Raw genomic sequence first — 20371 nt, 5'->3', positions numbered from 1 at the left:
AGAGCGCGGGGAGAGGCGCACGAGCATGGACAAGCCCAAGGTCGTCCTCGGGGTCAGCGGCGGGATCGCCGCCTACAAGGCATGCGAGCTGCTGCGGCGGCTGACCGAGTCCGGGCACGACGTCCGCGTCGTGCCGACGGAGTCGGCGCTGCAGTTCGTCGGCGAGGCCACCTGGGCCGCGCTCTCCGGGCACCCGGCGCGGACGCAGGTCTGGGGGGACGTCCACGAGGTGCCGCACGTGCGGATCGGCCAGGAGGCCGACCTCGTCGTCGTGGCCCCGGCCACCGCCGACCTGCTGGCCAAGGCCGCGCACGGGCTGGCCGGCGACCTGCTGACCAACACCCTGCTCACCGCCCGCTGCCCCGTGGTGTTCGCCCCGGCCATGCACACCGAGATGTGGGAGCACCCGGCCACCCAGGAGAACGTGGCCACCCTGCGCCGCCGCGGCGCCGTCGTCGTCGAGCCGGCCGTGGGCCGCCTCACCGGCGTCGACACCGGCAAGGGCCGGCTGCCGGAGCCCGAGGAGCTCTTCGAGGTCTGCCGCCGCGTGCTGGCCCGGGGCGCGGCCGCCACGGCCGCCGACCTGGCCGGCCGGCACGTGGTGATCAGCGCCGGCGGCACCCGCGAGCCGCTGGACCCCGTCCGCTACCTGGGCAACCGTTCCTCCGGGAAGCAGGGCTACGCACTGGCCCGCACCGCCGTGGCGCGCGGCGCCCGGGTGACGCTGGTCGCCGCCAACACCGGCCTGCCCGACCCGGCCGGCGCCGACGTGGTCCGGGTCGGCACCGCTGTTCAACTGCGCGAGGCCGTGCTGAAGGCGGCGGCCGACGCCGACGCGGTGGTCATGGCCGCCGCGGTCGCCGACTTCCGGCCGGCCCGGTACGCCGAAGGCAAGATCAAGAAGCGGGAGGGGCAGGAGCCCGAGCCCGTCGCCCTCGTCCGCAACCCCGACGTCCTCGCCGAGCTCTCCGCGGACCGCGCCCGGCCCGGCCAGGTCGTGGTCGGCTTCGCCGCCGAGACGGACGACGTCCTGGCCAACGGCCGCGCCAAGCTCGCCCGCAAGGGCTGTGACCTGCTGGTCGTCAACGAGGTGGGGGAGACCCGCACCTTCGGGGCGGAGGACACCGAGGCCGTCGTGCTCGCCGCCGACGGCACCGAGACGCCGGTCCCGCACGGCCCCAAGGAGGCCCTGGCCGACACGGTCTGGGACCTGGTCGCGGCCCGCCTGGGCCGGGGCTGACCCCGGGCCCGGCCTGAGCCGTTGCGCCCGGTCCCCGTGGGACGCCGGTGACGGGAGTCACAGGACGCGCTCCACATCGCGGGGACCGGGCGTCCTCAATCGACAGAACGCCGGATAAACTGGCACCGGATCCGTCGAGCGCAGCTCTCGAACGGGTCCGTCAATGATCAGACAGCAGCCGCTGCAACCCCAGGGAGCATTGTGTCCCGTCGCCTGTTCACCTCGGAGTCCGTCACCGAGGGTCACCCCGACAAGATCGCTGACCAGATCAGCGACTCCATCCTCGACGCCCTCCTCAAGGAGGACCCGGCCTCCCGGGTCGCCGTCGAGACCCTCATCACCACCGGCCTGGTGCACGTGGCGGGCGAGGTGACGACGAAGGCCTACGCCGACATCCCCACCCTCGTCCGTGGCAAGATCCTCGAGATCGGCTACGACTCCTCGAAGAAGGGCTTCGACGGCGCCTCCTGCGGCGTGTCGGTGTCCATCGGTGCGCAGTCCCCGGACATCGCCCAGGGTGTCGACGCGGCCTACGAGGCCCGTGTCGAGGGCGACGACGACGAGCTGGACCGCCAGGGCGCGGGCGACCAGGGCCTGATGTTCGGCTACGCCTGCGACGAGACGCCGAACCTGATGCCGCTCCCGATCGAGCTGGCCCACCGCCTCTCGCGCCGCCTGACCGAGGTCCGCAAGAACGGCACCATCCCCTACCTGCGGCCCGACGGCAAGACCCAGGTGACCATCGAGTACGACGGCAACAAGGCCGTCCGCCTCGACACCGTGGTCGTCTCCTCCCAGCACGCCTCGGACATCGACCTCGACTCGCTGCTCGCCCCCGACATCCGCGAGTACGTCGTCGAGCACGTCCTGAAGCAGCTCGTCGAGGACGGCATCAAGCTGGACACCGACGGCTACCGCCTGCTGGTCAACCCCACCGGCCGCTTCGAGATCGGCGGCCCGATGGGCGACGCCGGCCTCACCGGCCGCAAGATCATCATCGACACCTACGGCGGCATGGCCCGCCACGGCGGCGGTGCCTTCTCCGGCAAGGACCCGTCCAAGGTCGACCGCTCGGCCGCCTACGCCATGCGCTGGGTCGCCAAGAACGTCGTCGCCGCAGGCCTGGCCGCCCGCTGCGAGGTCCAGGTCGCCTACGCCATCGGCAAGGCCGAGCCCGTCGGCCTCTTCGTCGAGACCTTCGGCACCAACACGGTCGACGTCGACAAGATCGAGCACGCCATCGCCGAGGTCTTCGACCTCCGCCCGGCCGCGATCATCCGCGACCTGGACCTGCTCCGCCCGATCTACTCCCAGACCGCCGCCTACGGCCACTTCGGCCGCGAGCTGCCCGACTTCACCTGGGAGCGCACGGACCGCGTGGACGCCCTGAAGAAGGCCGCGGGTCTGTAAACCGCGCACCGCACCGCAGCCACCACGACGGCCCCGCACCGGACATCCGGTGCGGGGCCGTCGCCGTCGGTCCCGTTGTCGGTGCCCTCTGATACACCTGGAGCTGTGAGCAGCGACAACGGCCGGCGGCGGGGCGGGGACTCCGGGCAGTCCGGGGAGCACGGGGAGCAGCTCGCGCTCATCCGGGAGAGCGTGCGGAAGGCCAAGGAGCCCAAGGCCAGGCCGCGGACGTGGCGGGGCGCGAAGCTGGCCGGCGAGCTGCCCGTGGCGCGGGTGCTGGTGGACAAGGGGCCGGTGCACCTCGACCGGCTGTGGGACTACGCCGTGCCCGCCGAGCTCGACGCGCAGGCGCAGCCCGGGGTGCGGGTGCGGGTGCGGTTCGGCGCCGGGACGCGGCAGGTGCGGGGCGGGCGGCGCGAGGGGGGCGGGCTGCTCGACGGGTACGTCGTCGAGCGCGTCGCCGAGTCGCAGTACCAGGGGCCGCTGGCCGCGCTCGCGCAGGTGGTGTCGCCCGAGCCCGTGCTGGGCCCCGCGCTGCTGCGGCTGTGCCGGGCCGTCGCCGACCGGTACGCGGGGTCGCTGGCCGACGTGCTCCAGCTGGCCGTGCCGCCGCGGCACGCCCGGATCGAGGCCGAGCCGTCGCCGGAGCTGCTGCCGCCGCCCGCCGCGCCCGCGCCCGGCAGCTGGTCCCGCTATCCGGCCGGCCCCGCCTACCTGGACGCGGTCGTCCGCGGCGACACCCCCCGGGCCGTCTGGACCGCGCTGCCCGGCCCCCACTGGGCCGCCGAGCTGGCCCGCGCCGCCGTCGCCGCGCTCGCCTCCGGCCGGGGCGCGCTGCTCGTCGTGCCCGACGGGCGCACCGCCGCCCGCGTGGACGCCGAGCTCACGGCCCTGCTCGGCGCCGGGCGGCACGTCCTGCTCACCGCCGGCCTGGGCCCCGAGGAGCGCTACCGCCGCTGGCTGGCGGTCAACCGCGGCGCCGTCCGGGCCGTCGTCGGGACCAGGGCGGCCATGTTCGCCCCCGTACGGGACCTGGGCCTGGTGGCCCTGTGGGACGACGGCGACTCCAGCCACAGCGACCCCAGCGCCCCCCAGCCGCACGCCCGCGAGGTGCTGGAGCTGCGCGCCGCGCAGGAGAAGGCCGCGTTCCTGCTGGGGGCCTTCGGCCGCACGGTGGAGGCCGCGCAGCTGGTCGAGACCGGCTGGGCGCTGCCGCTGGCCGCCGACCGGGCGGTCGTACGGGCCGCCGCGCCCCGCATCCGTACGGTGGGGGAGCACGACGAGGCCAGGGACGCCGCCGCGCGGGCCGCCCGGCTGCCCACGGTCGCCTGGGAGGCGGCCCGCGAGGGCCTGCGGCACGGGCCGGTGCTGGTGCAGGTGCCGCGCCGGGGATACGTCCCCCGGCTGGCCTGCGAGCGGTGCCGCGAGCCGGCGCGCTGTGCGCACTGCGCGGGCCCGCTGGAGGCACGCGGCCAGGACGGCGGGTTGCACTGCGGCTGGTGCGGCCGGGAGTCCGGGCCGTGGCACTGCCCCGAGTGCGGCGGCTTCCGGCTGCGCGCCCAGGTCGTGGGCGCCCGGCGCACCGCGGAGGAGCTGGGCCGGGCCTTCCCGGGCGTGCCGGTGCGGACCTCCGGCCGGGACCACGTCCTGGACACGGTCCCCGACCGCCCCGCGCTCGTCGTCTCCACGCCCGGCGCCGAGCCCGTGGCCGAGGGCCTTGGGTACGCCGCGGCGCTGCTGCTCGACGGCTGGGCGCTGCTCAACCGGCCCGACCTGCGGGCCGGCGAGGAGGCGCTGCGCCGCTGGCTGGGCGCGGCGGCGCTGGTGCGCGGCCAGGAGGCGGGCGGCACGGTGGTGGTCGTCGCCGACCCGGCGCTGCGGCCCGTGCAGGCGCTGGTCCGCTGGGACCCGGCCGGGCACGCCGCGCGGGAGCTGGCCGACCGCGCCGAGCTGGGGTTCCCGCCGGTGTCACGGATGGCGTCGGTCACGGGCCCGCCGGAGGCCGTGGCGGAGTTCCTCGCCATGGCGGAACTGCCGGACGGCGCCGAGGTCCTCGGCCCGGTCCCGGTTCCCGCCGCGCTCCCCGGCCGCCCCCGCCGCCCCGGCGATGCCCCGCCGGGCGAACGCTGGGAACGGGCGCTGCTCCGGGTGCGCCCCGGCCAGGGCGCGGCGCTGGCGGCGGCACTGAAGACGACGCAGGCGGTACGGCTGGCCCGCCGCGAGGGCGAACCGGTGCGGTTGCGGGTGGACCCGCCGGACATCGGGTGACGGGGGGGCGGGGCCGGCGTCCGGCCGTCGGCCTGCCGGGCTGTGCGGCGTCAGCCGTTGCGGGGGCCGGGGAAGGCGGAGGCGCGCGGTTCCTCGCGGTGGACGGTGGCCTGGCCGGGTACCGTGCGGGCCGCCGGCACCACCGGCACCGGGGCCGGTTCGGGGGCCGTGCGCACCGGCTCCGCCGTCTCCGCGGTGTTCTGCGCGCGCCGCGCCCCGTAGCGGCGGTGCACGGCCTGCTTGGTGACACCGAGCGCCGAACCCACGGCGTCCCACGAGAACCCCAGGGAACGGTCGAAGTCCACGGCCGCGGTGACCAGCGTCTCGACGCTGTCCCGCAGCTCCTGGGCCAGCCGCACCGTCGGCGCGGGCGCGCGTCCGTAGACGACGAAGCCCGCCGACGGTCCCGTGCGGCGCGGCCGGTAGACGTTGCCGAGCTGTGCCGTGAGCGTGCGCAGGGCGTCCACCTGCCGGCGGACCCTCTCGATGTCCCGGACCAGAAGATGCAGGCTGGCCCGTGCCTGGGCGTCGTGGGTTGCGTGGTCGGGCATGAAGTAGCCTCTCGGACCGGCGGTTAAAAGGACGGGAATGTACGGGAGTTGACGGGCGGCCGACGGGTGACGCCGTGCAAGCGGGCTGCCGTCGCGGCCCGTTCAGGTCAATCTCTCTTGACCCAACGCGCCACGGGCCGCTGGGTCACGGTATGGGGGCGCGCATCAGCCGTAATGGGGCGCGTGGCAGCCCGCACGCCCCCCGGCCGGAGCCTCCGGGTGGAGCCCCTGGGCGTGCGCGCCCGCCCCGCCGGCCGGGGCGGCGCGAAGCCGCGGCGCACCCGGGATCTAGACTGGTCGGCCGTCCGTTCCGGCCCCGTCCGGCGCCCGTGCAGCGGCGCGAGACAGCTGCGAGAGAGGTAGTCAGCCACCCATGAGGCTCGTCTTCGCCGGTACCCCCGAGGTCGCCGTCCCTGCCCTCGACGCCCTGCTCGCCTCCGGGCGGCACGAGGTCGTCGCCGTCGTCACCCGCCCCGACGCGCCCGCCGGGCGCGGCCGGCGGCTGGTCGCCAGCCCGGTGGCCGAACGGGCCGAGGAGGCCGGCATCGAGGTGCTCAAGCCCGCCCGGCCGCGCGACGAGGACTTCCTCGCCCGGCTCCGCGAGATCGCACCCGACTGCTGCCCGGTCGTCGCCTACGGCGCGCTGCTGCCCAAGGCCGCGCTGGACATCCCGGCCCACGGCTGGGTGAACCTGCACTTCTCGCTGCTGCCGGCCTGGCGCGGCGCCGCCCCCGTCCAGCACTCGATCATGGCCGGTGACGAGGTCACCGGCGCCTCCACCTTCCAGATCGAGGAGGGCCTGGACTCCGGCCCCGTCTACGGCGTGCTCACCGAGGAGATCCGCCCCACCGACACCAGCGGCGACCTGCTGACGCGGCTCGCGTTCGCCGGTGCGGGGCTGCTGGCCGCCACCATGGACGGCATCGAGGACGGCACGCTGCAGGCCGTGCCGCAGCCCGCCGAGGGCATCTCCCTCGCGCCGAAGATCACCGTCGAGGACGCGCGCCTCGACTGGACGGCGCCCGCGCTGCGCGTGGACCGCGTCGTGCGCGGCTGCGCGCCCGCGCCCGGCGCGTGGACGACGTTCCGGGGCGAGCGCCTGAAGATCATGTCCGTGGCCCCCGACCCCGCCCGCACGGACCTGGCGCCCGGCACGCTGGCCGCGGCCAAGAACACGGTGCACGTGGGCACGGGTTCGCACGCGGTGCAGCTCCAGTGGGTACAGCCGCAGGGCAAGAAGCCGATGGCTGCCGCGGACTGGGCGCGCGGCGTGCGGATCGCCGCGGGCGAGCGGCTGGGGGAGAGCTGACAGGCCCTCGCCAAGAGCGGCGGCGTAGGCTGGAACCCTTCGTCACCCCAGCTCCGGAGCACCTTTCGTGAACCAGGCGTCGCCCCGCCCCCGCAACGGCCGTCCCGCCCGGCCCCACCGCCGGCCCAAGAAGGACCCGGTACGGATCCTCGCCTTCGAGGCACTCCGGGCCGTGGACGAACGCGACGCCTACGCCAACCTCGTCCTGCCGCCGCTGCTGCGCAAGGCCCGCGAGAAGGACGGCTTCCAGGCGCGGGACGCGGCGCTCGCCACCGAGCTGGTCTACGGGTCGCTGCGGCGGCGCGGCACGTACGACGCGATCATCGCCGCCTGCGTCGACCGGCCGCTGCGCGAGGTGGACCCGCCGGTCCTCGACGTGCTGAGCCTCGGCGCGCACCAGCTGCTGGGCACGCGCATCCCGCCGCACGCGGCCGTGTCGGCCACGGTCGAGCTGGCCCGCGTGGTGCTCGGCGACGGCCGCGCCAAGTTCGTCAACGCCGTGCTGCGGCGCATCACCGCGCACGACCTGGACGGCTGGCTGGAGCGCGTCGCCCCGCCGTACGAGGACGACCCCGAGGAGCACCTCTCCGTGGTGCACTCCCACCCACGGTGGGTCGTCTCCGCGCTGTGGGACGCGCTCGGCGGCGGCCGGGCCGGCATCGAGGAACTCCTCGCCGCCGACAACGCACGGCCCGAGGTCACGCTCGTCGCCCGGCCCGGCCGGGCCACGACCGAGGAACTGCTCTCCACGCTCGGCCCCGAGGCCGGCCGGGCCGGCCGCTGGTCCCCGTACGCCGTGGCGCTCGCGGAGGGCGGCGAGCCGGGCGCGCTCGACGCGGTGCGCGAGGGGCGCGCCGGCGTGCAGGACGAGGGCAGCCAGCTCGTCGCGCTGGCGCTGGCGTCCGCGCCCCTGGAAGGCCCGGACGCGCGCTGGCTCGACGGCTGCGCCGGGCCCGGCGGCAAGGCTGCGCTGCTCGGCGCGCTGGCCGCGCAGCGCGGGGCGACGCTGCTGGCGTCGGAGAAGCAGCCGCACCGCGCGCGGCTGGTCGGCCGCGCGCTGGCCGGCAACCCAGGCCCGTACCAGGTGATCGCGGCGGACGGCACGCGCCCGCCGTGGCGCGAGGGCACGTTCGACCGGGCGCTGGTCGACGTCCCCTGCACGGGTCTGGGCGCACTGCGCCGCCGCCCCGAGGCCCGCTGGCGCCGCCGCCCCGAGGACGTCGCCGGCTTCGGCCCGCTCCAGCGCGCGCTTCTGCGCGAGGCGCTGCGGTCGGTGCGGGTCGGCGGTGTGGTGGCCTACGCCACGTGTTCGCCGCACCTGGCGGAGACGCGCGTGGTGGTCGAGGACGTCCTCCGCGGCCGCGCCGGCGAGACGCCCCCCGCGGACTGGATCGACGCCCGCCCCCTCCTCCCCGACGTCCCGTCCCTGGGCAACGGCCCGGACATCCAGCTGTGGCCCCACGTCCACGGCACGGACGCGATGTACTTGGCGCTGCTCCGCCGCACGGCGTAAGCCTCGCCCCGGGCGCCGGGGCGAGGGGACCCCCGGTTCCCTCATCCCGCCGCGACGGCGATCAGCCCCGACGGCGGATTCCGGCGGTGCCGAACTCTGCGCAAGGGGGTGGGTGCCCCCGGGCCGGGGGCGGCTCGGCACCGCCGGGCTGCGCCGTGGTGGTTGCTCGCCGTCGCGGCGGAATGAGGGGGGCCTGACCCCCTCGGCCCCCGTGCCGGGTGGTGGCTGGGGCCGGCTTGGTGCTGCCGGTGGGTGGTGCTTGCTCGCCGTCGTGGCGGGGTGTGCGGGGGCCCCTCGGCTCCCATGCCGGGTGGTGGCCGGGTCGGCTCGGCCTCGCCGGGTTGTGCCGTCGCGGCGGGGTGCGGGGGGCTGCCCCCTCGGCCCCGTGCTGCCGGTGGTGCCCCGGCCGGGGCATCGGCGGGCCCCCCACCCAGCGCAGGGCCTATGCGCTCCAGCGCATAGGCTAAGGGCATGGCTGTGCAGATCAATCCGAGCATCCTCTCCGCGGACTTCGCCCGCCTCTCCGACGAGGCGCGGGCCGTGCGGGGCGCGGACTGGCTCCATGTCGATGTCATGGACAATCACTTCGTGCCCAACCTGACGCTCGGCGTGCCGGTCGTCGAGTCGCTGGTGAAGGCCACCGACACCCCGCTCGACTGCCACCTCATGATCGAGGACCCCGATCGCTGGGCCCCGCAGTACGCCGAGGCCGGCGCCGGGTCGGTCACCTTCCACGCCGAGGCCGCCCACGCCCCCGTACGCCTCGCCCGCGAGCTGCGCCGCCTCGGGGCCCGTGCCTCCATGGCGCTCAAGCCGGCCACACCCATCGAGCCGTTCGAGGACCTGCTCCCCGAGCTCGACATGCTGCTGATCATGACGGTCGAGCCGGGCTTCGGCGGCCAGGCGTTCCTCGACATCATGCTGCCGAAGATCCGCCGCACCCGTGAGCTGATCTCCCGGCACAACCTCCCCATCTGGCTCCAGGTCGACGGCGGTGTGTCCGCCGCCACCATCGAGCGCTGCGCCGAGGCCGGCGCCGACGTGTTCGTGGCCGGTTCGGCCGTCTACGGCGCCGACGACCCGGCCGGGGCCGTGCGCTCCCTGCGCGCCCAGGCGGAGGGCGCCATCGCCGCCGCACCCTGGGCGTGCGCGCACTGAACGCCCCGGCGTGCTCCTCGCCCGAATAGGGCTGATCAAGGTCAGCGGAATCTGACAGGATGACGTCGAGTCCACAGCTCTGCAAGACTCCACAGCAGCTGCACCACAGCGGCACAACCCATCAGTAGTGAGGAGACCACGGTGTCGACGGGCCGTTCAGCCACGCCCATGGGGCCCGCCGAGCTGGTGCAGGCGGCGGCGATGGCCCGCCGCTTCTACCTCGAGGGCAAGTCGAAGATCCAGATCGCCGAGGAGTTCGGCGTGAGCCGCTTCAAGGTGGCGCGGGTGCTGGAGACGGCGCTGGAGCGCGACCTGGTGCGGATCGAGATCCGGGTGCCCGCCGAGCTGGACGCCGAGCGCTCCGACGCGCTGCGCGCCCGCTACGGCCTGCGGCACGCGGTCGTCGTGGAGTCCCCGGCCGACGCGGCCGACGACGCGCCCGACCCCGAGAACCTCGGCGAGGTGGCAGCCGGCCTGCTCGGCGAACTGGTGCACGAGGGTGACGTCCTCGGCCTGGCCTGGGGCCGTTCCACCATTCACATGGCCGCGGCCCTGCACCGGCTGCCGCCGTGCACGGTCGTCCAGCTCACCGGCGTGTACGACGCCGGCACCGCCGAGCGCGGCTCGGTGGAGGCGGTCCGGCGGGCCGCCCAGGTCTCCGGCGGCGAGGCGCACCCGATCTACGCGCCGATGCTGCTGCCGGACCCGGCCACGGCGGCCGCCCTGCGCGGCCAGACCGGCATCGCCCGCGCCTTCGAGTACTTCGACAAGGTGACCGTCGCCGCCGTCTCCATCGGCTCCTGGGCGCCGGGCATCTCCACGGTCTACGACATGCTCACCGACGAGGAGCGCACCCACTACGCGTCCCTCGGCGCGACCGCCGAGATGTCGGCGCACCTCTTCGACGCGGAGGGCCGCCGCATCGGGCGCGACCTGGGCGAGCGGTGCATCACCGTCGAGGCCGACCGGCTGCGCCGCATACCGGAGGTCGTCGCCATCGCCGGCGGGCTCCGCAAGGCCGCGGCGATCGGCGCGGTGCTCCGCTCCGGGCTGGTGACCAGCCTGGTCACCGACACCGCCGCCGCCGACTACCTGCTGCACGAGACCGGCCCCGGCCCCCGCCCGGCCCTGGACCGCGCCGACCCCGACGCCGGCTAGGGGCGTAGTCACTACCCGACGCGCACCGGGAGCTCCGGTGCGCGTCGGCGTATCAGGGGCGCACGCCCATGCGCTTGGCCGAACACACAGACGTGCCCCCGGAGCGCTTGTCCGAAGCCACGCAATAGCCACGCAATCCCACCCAAATGCGTCACATGTTCGCCCGAACGGCCTCTCATCGTGGATGATGGGTCCAGGAACCTCAGCCCGATCCGGTATCGGCACGGTCTGACTCCCCACCCGCTTTATCCTCAATTTCGCAGGTGAGAGAGCCAGTATGCGATTCCTCAACGACCAGCAGCCGCCGTACGACCTGACGTACGACGACGTGTTCATGGTGCCGAGCCGCTCCGCGGTCGGCTCCCGCCAGGGCGTGGACCTGTCCGCCCCGGACGGGACGGGCACCACCATCCCGCTGGTGGTCGCCAACATGACCGCGATCGCCGGCCGCCGCATGGCGGAGACGGTCGCCCGTCGCGGCGGTCTCGTGGTCATCCCCCAGGACATCCCGATCGACGTCGTCACCGACGTGATCACCTGGGTCAAGAGCCGTCACCTCGTGCTCGACACGCCCATCGTCCTCACGCCGCACCAGACCGTCGCGGACGCCCTGGCCCTGCTGCCCAAGCGGGCGCACGGCGCCGGCGTGGTGGTCGACGCCGACCACCGCCCGGTGGGTGTCGTCACCGAGCACGACCTGACCGGCGTGGACCGCTTCACCCAGCTGTCCGAGGTCATGTCCAAGGAGCTGCTGCTCCTGGACGCGGGCATGGACCCGCGCGAGGCCTTCAACCAGCTGGACGCCGCGCACCGCAAGCTCGCGCCCGCCGTGGACGCGGACGGCAGGCTCGCCGGCATCCTCACCCGCAAGGGCGCCCTGCGCGCGACCCTCTACACCCCGGCGACCGACGCGAACGGCAAGCTGCGCATCGCCGCCGCCGTCGGCATCAACGGCGACGTGGCCGGCAAGGCCAAGGCGCTGCTGGACGCGGGCGCGGACACCATCGTGGTGGACACCGCCCACGGCCACCAGGAGTCGATGATCGCCGCGATCAAGGCCGTCCGGGCGCTCGACCCGCAGGTCCCGATCGTCGCGGGCAACATCGTCGCCGCCGAGGGCGTGCGCGACCTCGTCGAGGCCGGCGCGGACATCATCAAGGTCGGTGTGGGCCCCGGCGCCATGTGCACCACCCGCATGATGACCGGCGTGGGCCGCCCGCAGTTCTCCGCGGTCCTGGAGTGCGCCGCCGAGGCGCGCAAGTACGGCAAGCACGTGTGGGCCGACGGTGGTGTCCGCCACCCGCGCGACGTGGCGATGGCGCTGGCCGCCGGCGCCTCCAACGTCATGATCGGTTCCTGGTTCGCCGGCACGTACGAGTCCCCGGGCGACCTCCAGCAGACGGCCGACGGCCGGCTGTACAAGGAGAGCTTCGGCATGGCCTCCGCCCGCGCCGTGCGCAACCGCACCTCGGAGGAGTCGGCCTACGACCGGGCGCGCAAGGGCCTGTTCGAAGAGGGCATCTCCACCTCCCGCATGTTCCTCGACCCGGCCCGCCCGGGCGTCGAGGACCTGATCGACTCGATCATCGCGGGCGTCCGCTCCTCCTGCACCTACGCGGGCGCGGGCAACCTCGCCGAGTTCCACGAGCGTGCCGTCGTCGGCGTCCAGAGCGCCGCCGGCTACGCCGAGGGCAAGCCGCTGCACGCCAGCTGGCAGTGATCAAGGTGTGATTCACCCGTGATCAGAGGGTGATCACGCGCTGGCGCACCGAAAGGGGCGCGATCCATTCCGGATCGCGCCCCTTTTTTGCTGCCCATGTACCGATTCATGATGGAGTATGCAACGATTAATCGTGTCGGACCCTGCGACGCAATGATCGAACGGGCATACGCAAGAATGGTGCATTACCAGCGTGGCCCCTCACCTCGTAGGGTCTGCGCAGAACGTGGAGTGGCGGATACCGCTTGCTCGGCGGTACCCCCCTCGCTACGGGTTTGCTCTGCCCTGCCGGTGCACCCCCGGGGTCCGCCGTCGGCCGTCGCTCCCGACCGACCGGCATCCCCCCGACCGGCCTTCAGGAACGGAGCGACCCCCGTGGGAGCGACCCCCATCATCGACAAGGGCGCAGCGCCCGCCGCCTCCGGCGGCACCGCGCGCGCCTCGCTGCCGACCACCGGCTTCGGCGCACGCCTGATGCGCACCAAGCCCGTCGAGCGCCTCGTCGCCGAGGGCGGCCAGGGCGAGGGCGGCACCCTCCGCCGCTCGCTCGGCATGTGGCAGCTGACGATGATCAGCATCGGTGCCACCCTGGGCACCGGCATCTTCGTCGTCCTGGGCTCGGCGGTCCCCGACGCCGGCCCGGCCGTGGTGATCTCGTTCGTCATCGCCGGTCTCACGGCGCTGTTCTCGGCCCTGTCCTACGCCGAGCTCGCCGGCACCATCCCGGTCTCCGGCTCCTCGTACTCGTACACGTACGCCACCCTCGGCGAGCTCGTCGCCTGGGTCTGCGGCTGGTGCCTGATCCTCGAGTACGGCGTCTCCGTCGCGGCCGTCGCCGTCGGCTGGGGCCAGTACCTCAACGAGCTGCTCGACGGCACCATCGGCGTCACCATCCCGGCGTGGATGGCCAACCCGCCCGGTGTGGACGGCGGCATCTTCAACCTGCCGGCCCTGCTCGTCGTGCTGCTGTGCATGGCGTTCCTGCTGGGCGGCGCCAAGGAGAGCGCCCGCGCCAACACCATCATGGTCTGTGTGAAGATCGCGGCGCTGCTGCTCTTCTGCGCCGTCGCCTTCACCGGCATCCGCGCCGGCAACTACGCCCCGTTCATGCCGCTGGGCCTGGGCGGCGTCAGCGCCGCGGGCGCCACGCTGTTCTTCTCGTACATCGGCTTCGACGCCGCCTCCACCGCGGGCGAGGAGGCCAAGGACCCCAAGCGGGACCTGCCCAAGGCCATCATGCTCTCGCTGCTGATCGTCACCGCGCTGTACGTGCTGGTCGCCGCGATCGCGGTCGGCGCGATGCCGTGGCAGGAGTTCAAGGGCTCCGAGGCCGCGCTGGCCGGGATCATGAAGGACGTCACCGGCCACGGCTACTGGTCGGTGCTGCTGGCCGCCGGTGCCGTCATCGCCATCGCCAGCGTCGTGCTGACCGTGCTCTACGGCCAGACCCGCATCCTCTTCGCGATGTCCCGTGACGGCCTGGTGCCCAAGCGCCTGGCCAAGGTCAGCAAGAAGGGCGTGCCGGTCGGCAACACCGTCGTCGTCTCGCTCTTCTGCGGCGGCCTGGCCGCGGCCGTGCCCCTGGGCCAGCTCGCGGACGCCACCAGCATCGGCACCCTGTTCGCCTTCGCGCTGGTCAACGTCGCCGTCATCGTGCTGCGGTTCACCCGCCCCGGCATGAAGCGCAGCTTCCAGGTACCGCTTTCGGGTGTGCGGGTGCCCTTCGGTGACACCCGGGTGCCGCTGTTCCCGGTCTTCCCGCTGATCGGCTTCGGTCTGTGCGTCTACATGATGTTCAGCCTGGACGTCGTCACCTGGGAGGTCTTCCTCGGCTGGATGTTCCTCGGCCTGGTGATCTACTTCGCCTACGGCATGCGCAACTCGCGCCTGGCCCGCGAGGCCCTGGCCGAGGCCACGACCGGCGAAGCCGTCACTGAGGCCGTCACCGAGGCCGCCCCCGCCGAGCCCGCGAAGACCCCGGCGAAGGCCACGGCCAAGGCCCCCGCCAAGGCTCCGGCCAAGAGCCCCGCCCGGACCCCCGCCAAGGGCACGGCCAAGGCCCCGGCCAAGAACGCCGCAAAGGGTGCGAAGCCCGCCGGCAAGTCCCCGGCAGGAGCCGCCACGAAGAAGTGATCTTCTTCTGAGCCGCCCTATGATCCCGACTGCCGGGTCCGCCTCCGCGGGCCCGGCAGTCGTCATCCGGGCCCGGAAAGGGATCACACCGCATGAGCAGTCCCCATCTCCTGCTGACCGGCGACCGCCTCGCCCTGGGCCTGGCCCGGGACGAGATGCTCACCGAGTACCACCGGTGGGAGAACGACCCGCACGCCGTCCTCGGCCGCGGCAGCCGCTTCCCGCAGACCTGGGAGGCCCGCGCCGACGCCTGGGACCGGCAGCTGGAGGACCCCGACCACGTGTCCTTCGAGGTCGTGAAGGCCAAGGACAAGCAGCCCGTGGGCCTGAGCACGCTGCGCGTCGAGGCGCGCGAGCGCCGGGCCGAGTTCCACGTCGTCCTCGCCCCCGCGCACCGCGGCAAGCGCCTCGCCGAGGAGGCCACCCGGCTCACCCTCGACTGGGCCTTCCACCTCGCCGGGCTGCGCGCCGTCTGGCTGCGGGTGCTGGAGCCCAACCGGGCCGCGATCACCGCGTTCGAGAAGGCCGGTTTCCGCCCCACCGGGCGCTTCCGCCGCTCCGGCAGCTGGCTGGGCCAGCAGGTCGACGAGGTGCTGATGGACGCCCTGCCCGAGGACTTCCCCGGCCCGCCCGCGATGTGCGTCGCCCTGGGCAGCTGAGGCGACCGCCCGGAACGTCCGGGTCGGGCCCGGCCCCGGAGACGTGATCTACTGCTGTGTGCAGCAGGTCATCCCGAGAAAAGTGATCCACCCGACGTGCGACTGAACGAGCTCGACGAACGCATCGTGCACGCCCTGGCCGAGGACGCCAGGCGCTCCTACGCCGACATCGGCGCGGAGGTGGGCCTGTCCGCGCCCGCCGTCAAACGGCGTGTGGACAGGCTGCGCGCCGAGGGGGCCATCACCGGCTTCACCGTCCGGGTCGACCCGGCCGCGCTCGGCTGGGAGACCGAGGGCTTCATCGAGCTCTACTGCCGGCGCAACACCTCGCCGGAGGCCATCCACCGCGGCCTGAGCCGCTACCCCGAGGTCGCTGCGGCCTCCACCGTCACCGGCGAGGCCGACGCGCTCGTCCAGATCTTCGCGTCCGACATGCGGCACTTCGAGCGGGTCCTGGAGCGCATCGCCGGCGAGCCGTTCGTGGAGCGCACCAAGTCGGTGCTGGTCCTCTCCCCGCTCCTGCGCCGCTTCAGCTCCGGCGCACCCTCCTGACAGCGCGCGGCGGTCCTGCCAGGCTGCGGACGCACACGTCACCGCAGCCGACGCACAAGGAGCCGTCATGGCCCGTCGCCACGTGTACGCCCTCGTCGCAGCCGCCGGTCTCCTCCTGGGCCTCCAGGGGAGCCCGGCCGGCGCCGCCGCCCCGCCGTCCGGAGTGCCCGCCAAGGGCATCGGCTGCGGGTTCGTCCTCGACACCACGTACAACCCCGCCACCGGCCGCTACGAGCTGGTCGACCAGATACGCGGCGGGCACCGGACCTACGACCTGAACGGTGCGACGTCCGGCCCCGGCACCCTCGTCACCGACGACGACAACGTCTGGTGCGACACCCCGGCGCAGGCCGACGCCGTGCTGGCCCACGTCACGCACGCCCGCTTCTGGGACTACTTCCTCGACGTCCACGGCCGCAAGGGCGCCCGCGGCGACGGCAGAGCCGGATGCAGCCGCGTCCACTACGGCACCTCCTCCCCGGTGGTCTTCCACAGCGACCTCGACGGCTGCGTCACCTACGGCGGCGGCCAGGGCAGCGGGCGGTGGTCCTTCCCCGTGGACCTCGGCCTCCACGAGTGGGCCCACGGCGTCACGTCCGCCACGGCCAACCTGGTGTTCTCCGGCGAGCCCGGCGGCCTCAACGAGGCCACGAGCGACATCTTCGCCGTCTCCGCCGGCTTCCACGCCGCCCGTCCCGAGGCCCCCGGCAACTACCTCATCGGCGAGGACACCGACATCCTCGGCAACGGCCTGCCCCTGCGCCGCATGGACCGGCCGTCCTGGGACGGCGCGTCGAAGGACTCCTGGTACCCGGGCATCGGCGGCATCGACGTGCACCACTCCTCCGGCCCGGCCAACCACTTCTTCTACCTGCTGGCCGAGGGTAGCGGGCGGAAGGTGATCAACGGCGTGCAGTACGACAGCCCCACCGCCGACGGCGTCCCGGTGCGCGGCATCGGCCGGGAGGCGGCCGGCCGGATCTGGTACCGCGCCCTCACCACCCGGATGACCGAGCGGACCACCTACGCACAGGCCCGCACCGCCACCCTCGCCGCCGCGGCCGGCCTGTACGGCGCGGACAGCACCGCCTACCGGGCCACCGCGGCCGCCTGGGCGGCGGTCGGCGTCCGGGGCGCCTGAGCCGGCCCGCCGGCACGGCACCGCCGCGGGCCCTCCCGGTGGCGGTGCCGTGCCCGTCCCCGGGCACCCGCGCAACGAATCGCCGGACACGACCGCAAAGGCGCAACGTTCCCGACGTCCGCGCGCAACGTCGACGCCTTGTCCGCGCCGGTTACCGGGCCGTACCGTCGTGGGAACCTTCCGCACGCATGTGCGCTTCCCGTGGTTCCGCCCCGTCCGTCCGCCTGTCCGCCCGGCTGAAGAGGAACGCATGACGCCGCCGCTCCGTATCGCGCTGTACCAAGGCCCCTGCGGCGTTCCCTCCTCCCCGGACGCCGCGCTCGACGACCTGGCCGGCGCCGTCCGCCGGGCCGCCGGGGCCGGCGCGCGGCTGCTGGTGACCGACGAGCTCTTCCTCTCCGGGTACATCGCCGGCGACGCCCTGGCCGGGCTGGCCCAGCCCGCCGACGGGCCCTGGGCGGAGGCCGTCGGCCGGATCGCCGCCGAGCACGGCGTCGCGGTCGCCTACGGCTACCCCGAGCGCGCCGGCGACGCCGTGCACAACTCCCTCCGCCTGGTGGGCCCCGACGGCACGGCCCTGGCCAACTACCGCAAGACCCACCTCTTCGGCGCCTACGAGAAGCGGCACTTCACGCCCGGCTCCGAGGCCGTCGTCCAGGCCGAGCTCGACGGCTTCACCCTCGGCCTGCTCATCTGCTACGACGTGGAGTTCCCCGAGACCGTCCGGGCGCACGCGCTGGCCGGCACCGACCTGCTGCTCGTCCCCACCGCCCTGATGCGCCCCTACGAGGTCGTGCCGATGACGGTCGTCCCCGCCCGCGCCTGGGAGAGCCAGCTCTACATCGCCTACGTCAACCGCTGCGGCGAGGAGGGCGGCTTCACCTTCGCCGGCCTGTCCTGCCTGGCCGCCCCCGACGGGACCGTACGGGCCCGGGCCGGCACGGGCGAGGACCTCGTCGTCGCCGACGCCGACCCGCAGCTGCTCGCCGCCTCCCGCGCCGAGAACACCTACCTGCGCGACCGCCGGCCGGAGCTGTACACCTCGCTCCGCTGAGCCCGCCCGCGCCCCACCCCCCAGTCACCACCCCCGCAAGTACGGAGAGTCCGACCGATGACGTCCACGGTGCCCCCCGCCGCCCACGACGAGCACGAGACCGAGCGGCCCGCCCTGCCGCCGATCACCATGTTCGGCCCGGACTTCCCCTTCGCGTACGACGACTACCTGGCCCACCCGGCCGGGCTCGGCCAGGTCCCGGCCACCGAGCACGGCACCGAGGTCGCCGTCATCGGCGGCGGCCTGTCCGGCATCATCACCGCGTACGAGCTGATGAAGATGGGCCTCAAGCCCGTCGTCTACGAGGCCGACCAGATCGGCGGCCGGCTGCGGACCGTCGGCTTCGAGGGCTGCGAGGGCGACCTCACCGCGGAGATGGGCGCGATGCGCTTCCCGCCGTCCTCCACCGCCTTCCAGCACTACATCGACCTGGTGGGCCTGGAGACCAAGCCGTTCCCCAACCCGCTGGCCCCCGCCACGCCCTCCACCGTCGTCGACCTCAAGGGCGAGTCGCACTACGCGGAGACGATCGACGACCTGCCGCAGGTCTACCGCGACGTCGCCGAGGCGTGGAACGCCTGCCTGGAGGAGGGCGCCGACTTCTCCGACATGAACCGGGCCATCCGCGAGCGCGACGTGCCGCGCATCCGTGAGATCTGGGCGAAGCTCGTCGAGAAGCTCGACAACCAGACCTTCTACGGCTTCCTCTGCGAGTCCCAGGCCTTCAAGTCCTTCCGGCACCGCGAGATCTTCGGCCAGGTCGGCTTCGGCACCGGCGGCTGGGACACCGACTTCCCCAACTCCATCCTGGAGATCCTGCGCGTCGTCTACACCGAGGCCGACGACCACCACCGCGGCATCGTCGGCGGCAGCCAGCAGCTGCCGCTGCGCCTGTGGGAACGCGAGCCGCAGAAGATCATCCACTGGGCGCCCGGCACCTCGCTGTCCTCGCTGCACGACGGCGCTCCGCGCCCGGCCGTGACGCGCCTGAACCGCACGTCCGGCAACCGCATCACGGTGACGGACGCGAACGGCGACATCCGCACGTACAAGGCGGCGGTCTTCACCGCCCAGTCGTGGATGCTGCTGTCGAAGATCGAGTGCGACGACTCGCTCTTCCCCATCGACCACTGGACGGCGATGGAGCGCACCCACTACATGGAGAGCTCCAAGCTGTTCGTCCCGGTCGACCGGCCGTTCTGGCTGGACAAGGCCGTCGACGACGAAGGCAACGAGACCGGCCGGGACGTCATGTCGATGACGCTCACCGACCGCATGACCCGCGGCACCTACCTGCTGGACAACGGCCCGGACCAGCCGGCCGTCATCTGCCTGTCGTACACGTGGTGCGACGACAGCCTCAAGTGGCTGCCGCTGTCGGCCAACGAGCGCATGGAGGTCATGCTCAAGTCGCTCGGCGAGATCTACCCCAAGGTCGACATCCGGAAGCACATCATCGGCAACCCGGTGACGGTCTCCTGGGAGAACGAGCCCTACTTCATGGGCGCGTTCAAGGCCAACCTGCCCGGCCACTACCGCTACCAGCGGCGCCTGTTCACGCACTTCATGCAGGACCGGCTGCCGGAGGACAAGCGCGGCATCTTCCTCGCCGGCGACGACATCTCGTGGACGGCCGGCTGGGCCGAGGGTGCGGTGCAGACGGCGCTGAACGCCGTGTGGGGCGTCATGCACCAGCTCGGCGGCGAAACCGATCCGACCAACCCGGGCCCGGGCGACGTCTACGACGAGATCGCGCCGGTCGAGCTGCCGGAGGACTGAGCCGGCAGGTACGGCCGCAGGGCCGCGGGCAGCGGCCCGAGCGGGGTGAGGAGGTAGCGGCCGACCAGGCCCACGCCCGTGTCGACGCGGACGGCGAACTCCTCGGCCACCTCGGGCAGTCCGCGGACCGCCCACAGGGTGCGGAACGCCGTCCAGGCGGCGTTCCGCGCGGCCTCCAGCGTCCAGGACCCGACCACATGGGTGAGCGGGTCCGCGACGTCCAGCAGGTCCGGGCCGGGCATCAGCTCCTCCCGGACCCGCTCCTCCATGGCCACCAGCAGCTCCCCGATCCGCTCGAAGTCGGGCTGCAGGGCGCGGGGCCCGGTACCGAGCGCACGGCAGGTGTCGACGAGGGCCAGCGCCAGGTCGTGACCGATGTGCGCGTTGATCCCGGCCAGCGCGAACTGCACCGGGCGCACGGCCGGATGGCCGCGCAGCTGGAACAGCGGCCGCCAGCAGGCCGGCTGCCGCAGGCCGCACGCGGCCCGGTCCACCGCGTCCAGATACCGCCGGGCGAACCGTACGTCCAGCTCGGTGGCGGCCCGTACGTCACGGAAGCCGCCGCCGGCCGCGCGGCGCCCGATCTCCTCGGTGACGCGCAGGTAGACGCGGTTGAACACGGCCACGCCGTCGCCCGGTGGCAGGGTCGCGTCCAGCCGCCGCATCCGTTCCAGCACCGCGCCGATCCCTGTCATGCGCACACGGTGGCATCCGGGGCCGGTGCGG

The 20371-nt window shown here is 74.0% G+C and carries 16 protein-coding genes; 14 read left to right on the top strand and 2 right to left on the bottom strand.

Going from position 1 to position 20371, the window contains the following annotated elements; genetic code table 11:
• The first annotated feature begins 25 nt into the window (after positions 1 to 25).
• From coaBC to IE305_RS10085, 3 genes are all read left to right on the top strand, one after another.
• Positions 26 to 1240: a bifunctional phosphopantothenoylcysteine decarboxylase/phosphopantothenate--cysteine ligase CoaBC gene (gene coaBC / locus IE305_RS10095; protein WP_190129165.1), complete on the top strand. Its 1215-nt coding sequence runs from the start codon at positions 26 to 28 to the stop codon at positions 1238 to 1240.
• Positions 1241 to 1441: 201 nt separating this feature from the next.
• On the top strand, positions 1442 to 2650 hold the full coding sequence (gene metK, locus IE305_RS10090; RefSeq protein ID WP_190129164.1) for a methionine adenosyltransferase: 1209 nt from the start codon (positions 1442 to 1444) through the stop codon (positions 2648 to 2650).
• A gap of 105 nt (positions 2651 to 2755) precedes the next feature.
• Positions 2756 to 4918 (top strand): primosomal protein N', encoded by a 2163-nt coding sequence (locus IE305_RS10085; RefSeq protein WP_190129163.1) that lies wholly within the window; start codon positions 2756 to 2758, stop codon positions 4916 to 4918.
• 50 nt (positions 4919 to 4968) lie between these two features.
• Here IE305_RS10085 and IE305_RS10080 read toward each other — a convergent pair whose 3' ends face one another.
• Positions 4969 to 5469, bottom strand: a complete 501-nt coding sequence (locus tag IE305_RS10080; protein ID WP_190129162.1) for a hypothetical protein — start codon at positions 5467 to 5469, stop codon at positions 4969 to 4971.
• A gap of 373 nt (positions 5470 to 5842) precedes the next feature.
• Here IE305_RS10080 and fmt point away from each other — a divergent pair, with 373 nt between their 5' ends.
• The 11 genes from fmt (at position 5843) to IE305_RS10025 (ending at position 19645) form a co-directional block, all read left to right on the top strand.
• Positions 5843 to 6778 (top strand): methionyl-tRNA formyltransferase, encoded by a 936-nt coding sequence (gene fmt, locus IE305_RS10075; RefSeq protein WP_190129161.1) that lies wholly within the window; start codon positions 5843 to 5845, stop codon positions 6776 to 6778.
• 67 nt (positions 6779 to 6845) lie between these two features.
• Positions 6846 to 8291: an RsmB/NOP family class I SAM-dependent RNA methyltransferase gene (locus IE305_RS10070; protein WP_190129160.1), complete on the top strand. Its 1446-nt coding sequence runs from the start codon at positions 6846 to 6848 to the stop codon at positions 8289 to 8291.
• Between the two features lie 471 nt (positions 8292 to 8762).
• Complete coding sequence (rpe, locus tag IE305_RS10065; protein WP_190129159.1) at positions 8763 to 9449, top strand: ribulose-phosphate 3-epimerase; 687 nt, start codon at positions 8763 to 8765, stop codon at positions 9447 to 9449.
• 168 nt (positions 9450 to 9617) lie between these two features.
• Positions 9618 to 10607 carry a sugar-binding transcriptional regulator gene (locus IE305_RS10060; RefSeq protein WP_190129443.1) on the top strand — a complete coding sequence of 330 codons (990 nt, stop codon included), beginning with the start codon at positions 9618 to 9620 and terminating at the stop codon, positions 10605 to 10607.
• 277 nt (positions 10608 to 10884) lie between these two features.
• Positions 10885 to 12327, top strand: a complete 1443-nt coding sequence (locus tag IE305_RS10055; protein ID WP_190129158.1) for a GuaB1 family IMP dehydrogenase-related protein — start codon at positions 10885 to 10887, stop codon at positions 12325 to 12327.
• A gap of 390 nt (positions 12328 to 12717) precedes the next feature.
• A complete protein-coding gene (locus IE305_RS10050; RefSeq protein ID WP_373311579.1) occupies positions 12718 to 14460 on the top strand; it encodes an amino acid permease in 1743 nt (580 codons plus the stop codon).
• Positions 14461 to 14552: 92 nt separating this feature from the next.
• Complete coding sequence (locus tag IE305_RS10045; protein ID WP_190129157.1) at positions 14553 to 15119, top strand: GNAT family N-acetyltransferase; 567 nt, start codon at positions 14553 to 14555, stop codon at positions 15117 to 15119.
• A gap of 96 nt (positions 15120 to 15215) precedes the next feature.
• A complete protein-coding gene (locus IE305_RS10040) occupies positions 15216 to 15671 on the top strand; it encodes an Lrp/AsnC family transcriptional regulator (protein ID WP_190129156.1) in 456 nt (151 codons plus the stop codon).
• Positions 15672 to 15738: 67 nt separating this feature from the next.
• A complete protein-coding gene (locus IE305_RS10035; protein ID WP_190129155.1) occupies positions 15739 to 16812 on the top strand; it encodes a M4 family metallopeptidase in 1074 nt (357 codons plus the stop codon).
• 250 nt (positions 16813 to 17062) lie between these two features.
• Complete coding sequence (locus IE305_RS10030; protein ID WP_190129154.1) at positions 17063 to 17866, top strand: carbon-nitrogen hydrolase family protein; 804 nt, start codon at positions 17063 to 17065, stop codon at positions 17864 to 17866.
• A 57-nt stretch (positions 17867 to 17923) separates the two neighbouring features.
• Positions 17924 to 19645: a flavin monoamine oxidase family protein gene (locus IE305_RS10025; RefSeq protein WP_190129153.1), complete on the top strand. Its 1722-nt coding sequence runs from the start codon at positions 17924 to 17926 to the stop codon at positions 19643 to 19645.
• On the opposite strand, the gene IE305_RS10020 is transcribed toward IE305_RS10025, so the two are convergent.
• On the bottom strand, positions 19606 to 20340 hold the full coding sequence (locus IE305_RS10020; protein WP_190129152.1) for a DUF5995 family protein: 735 nt from the start codon (positions 20338 to 20340) through the stop codon (positions 19606 to 19608). The two genes, IE305_RS10025 and IE305_RS10020, sit on opposite strands and share 40 nt — an antisense overlap.
• Between the last annotated feature and the right edge of the window lie 31 nt (positions 20341 to 20371).

Origin of the sequence: Streptomyces mashuensis (assembly GCF_014654785.1) — a bacterium.
GTDB lineage: Bacteria > Actinomycetota > Actinomycetes > Streptomycetales > Streptomycetaceae > Streptomyces > Streptomyces mashuensis.
Note: the sequence above shows the minus strand (reverse complement) of the source record. Positions and strands in the feature narration are given on the sequence as shown.

What these genes read in the sequence shown, in the direction of transcription:
- IE305_RS10030 (WP_190129154.1), top strand. Translation starts at nt 17,063, where the DNA reads ATGACGCCGCCGCTCCGTATCGCGCTGTACCAAGGCCCCTGCGGCGTT.
- IE305_RS10055 (WP_190129158.1), top strand. Translation starts at nt 10,885, where the DNA reads ATGCGATTCCTCAACGACCAGCAGCCGCCGTACGACCTGACGTACGAC.
- IE305_RS10080 (WP_190129162.1), bottom strand. Translation starts at nt 5,469, where the DNA reads ATGCCCGACCACGCAACCCACGACGCCCAGGCACGGGCCAGCCTGCAT.
- IE305_RS10025 (WP_190129153.1), top strand. Translation starts at nt 17,924, where the DNA reads ATGACGTCCACGGTGCCCCCCGCCGCCCACGACGAGCACGAGACCGAG.
- IE305_RS10060 (WP_190129443.1), top strand. Translation starts at nt 9,618, where the DNA reads ATGGGGCCCGCCGAGCTGGTGCAGGCGGCGGCGATGGCCCGCCGCTTC.
- IE305_RS10045 (WP_190129157.1), top strand. Translation starts at nt 14,553, where the DNA reads ATGAGCAGTCCCCATCTCCTGCTGACCGGCGACCGCCTCGCCCTGGGC.
- IE305_RS10035 (WP_190129155.1), top strand. Translation starts at nt 15,739, where the DNA reads ATGGCCCGTCGCCACGTGTACGCCCTCGTCGCAGCCGCCGGTCTCCTC.
- IE305_RS10020 (WP_190129152.1), bottom strand. Translation starts at nt 20,340, where the DNA reads ATGACAGGGATCGGCGCGGTGCTGGAACGGATGCGGCGGCTGGACGCG.
- fmt (WP_190129161.1), top strand. Translation starts at nt 5,843, where the DNA reads ATGAGGCTCGTCTTCGCCGGTACCCCCGAGGTCGCCGTCCCTGCCCTC.
- rpe (WP_190129159.1), top strand. Translation starts at nt 8,763, where the DNA reads ATGGCTGTGCAGATCAATCCGAGCATCCTCTCCGCGGACTTCGCCCGC.
- coaBC (WP_190129165.1), top strand. Translation starts at nt 26, where the DNA reads ATGGACAAGCCCAAGGTCGTCCTCGGGGTCAGCGGCGGGATCGCCGCC.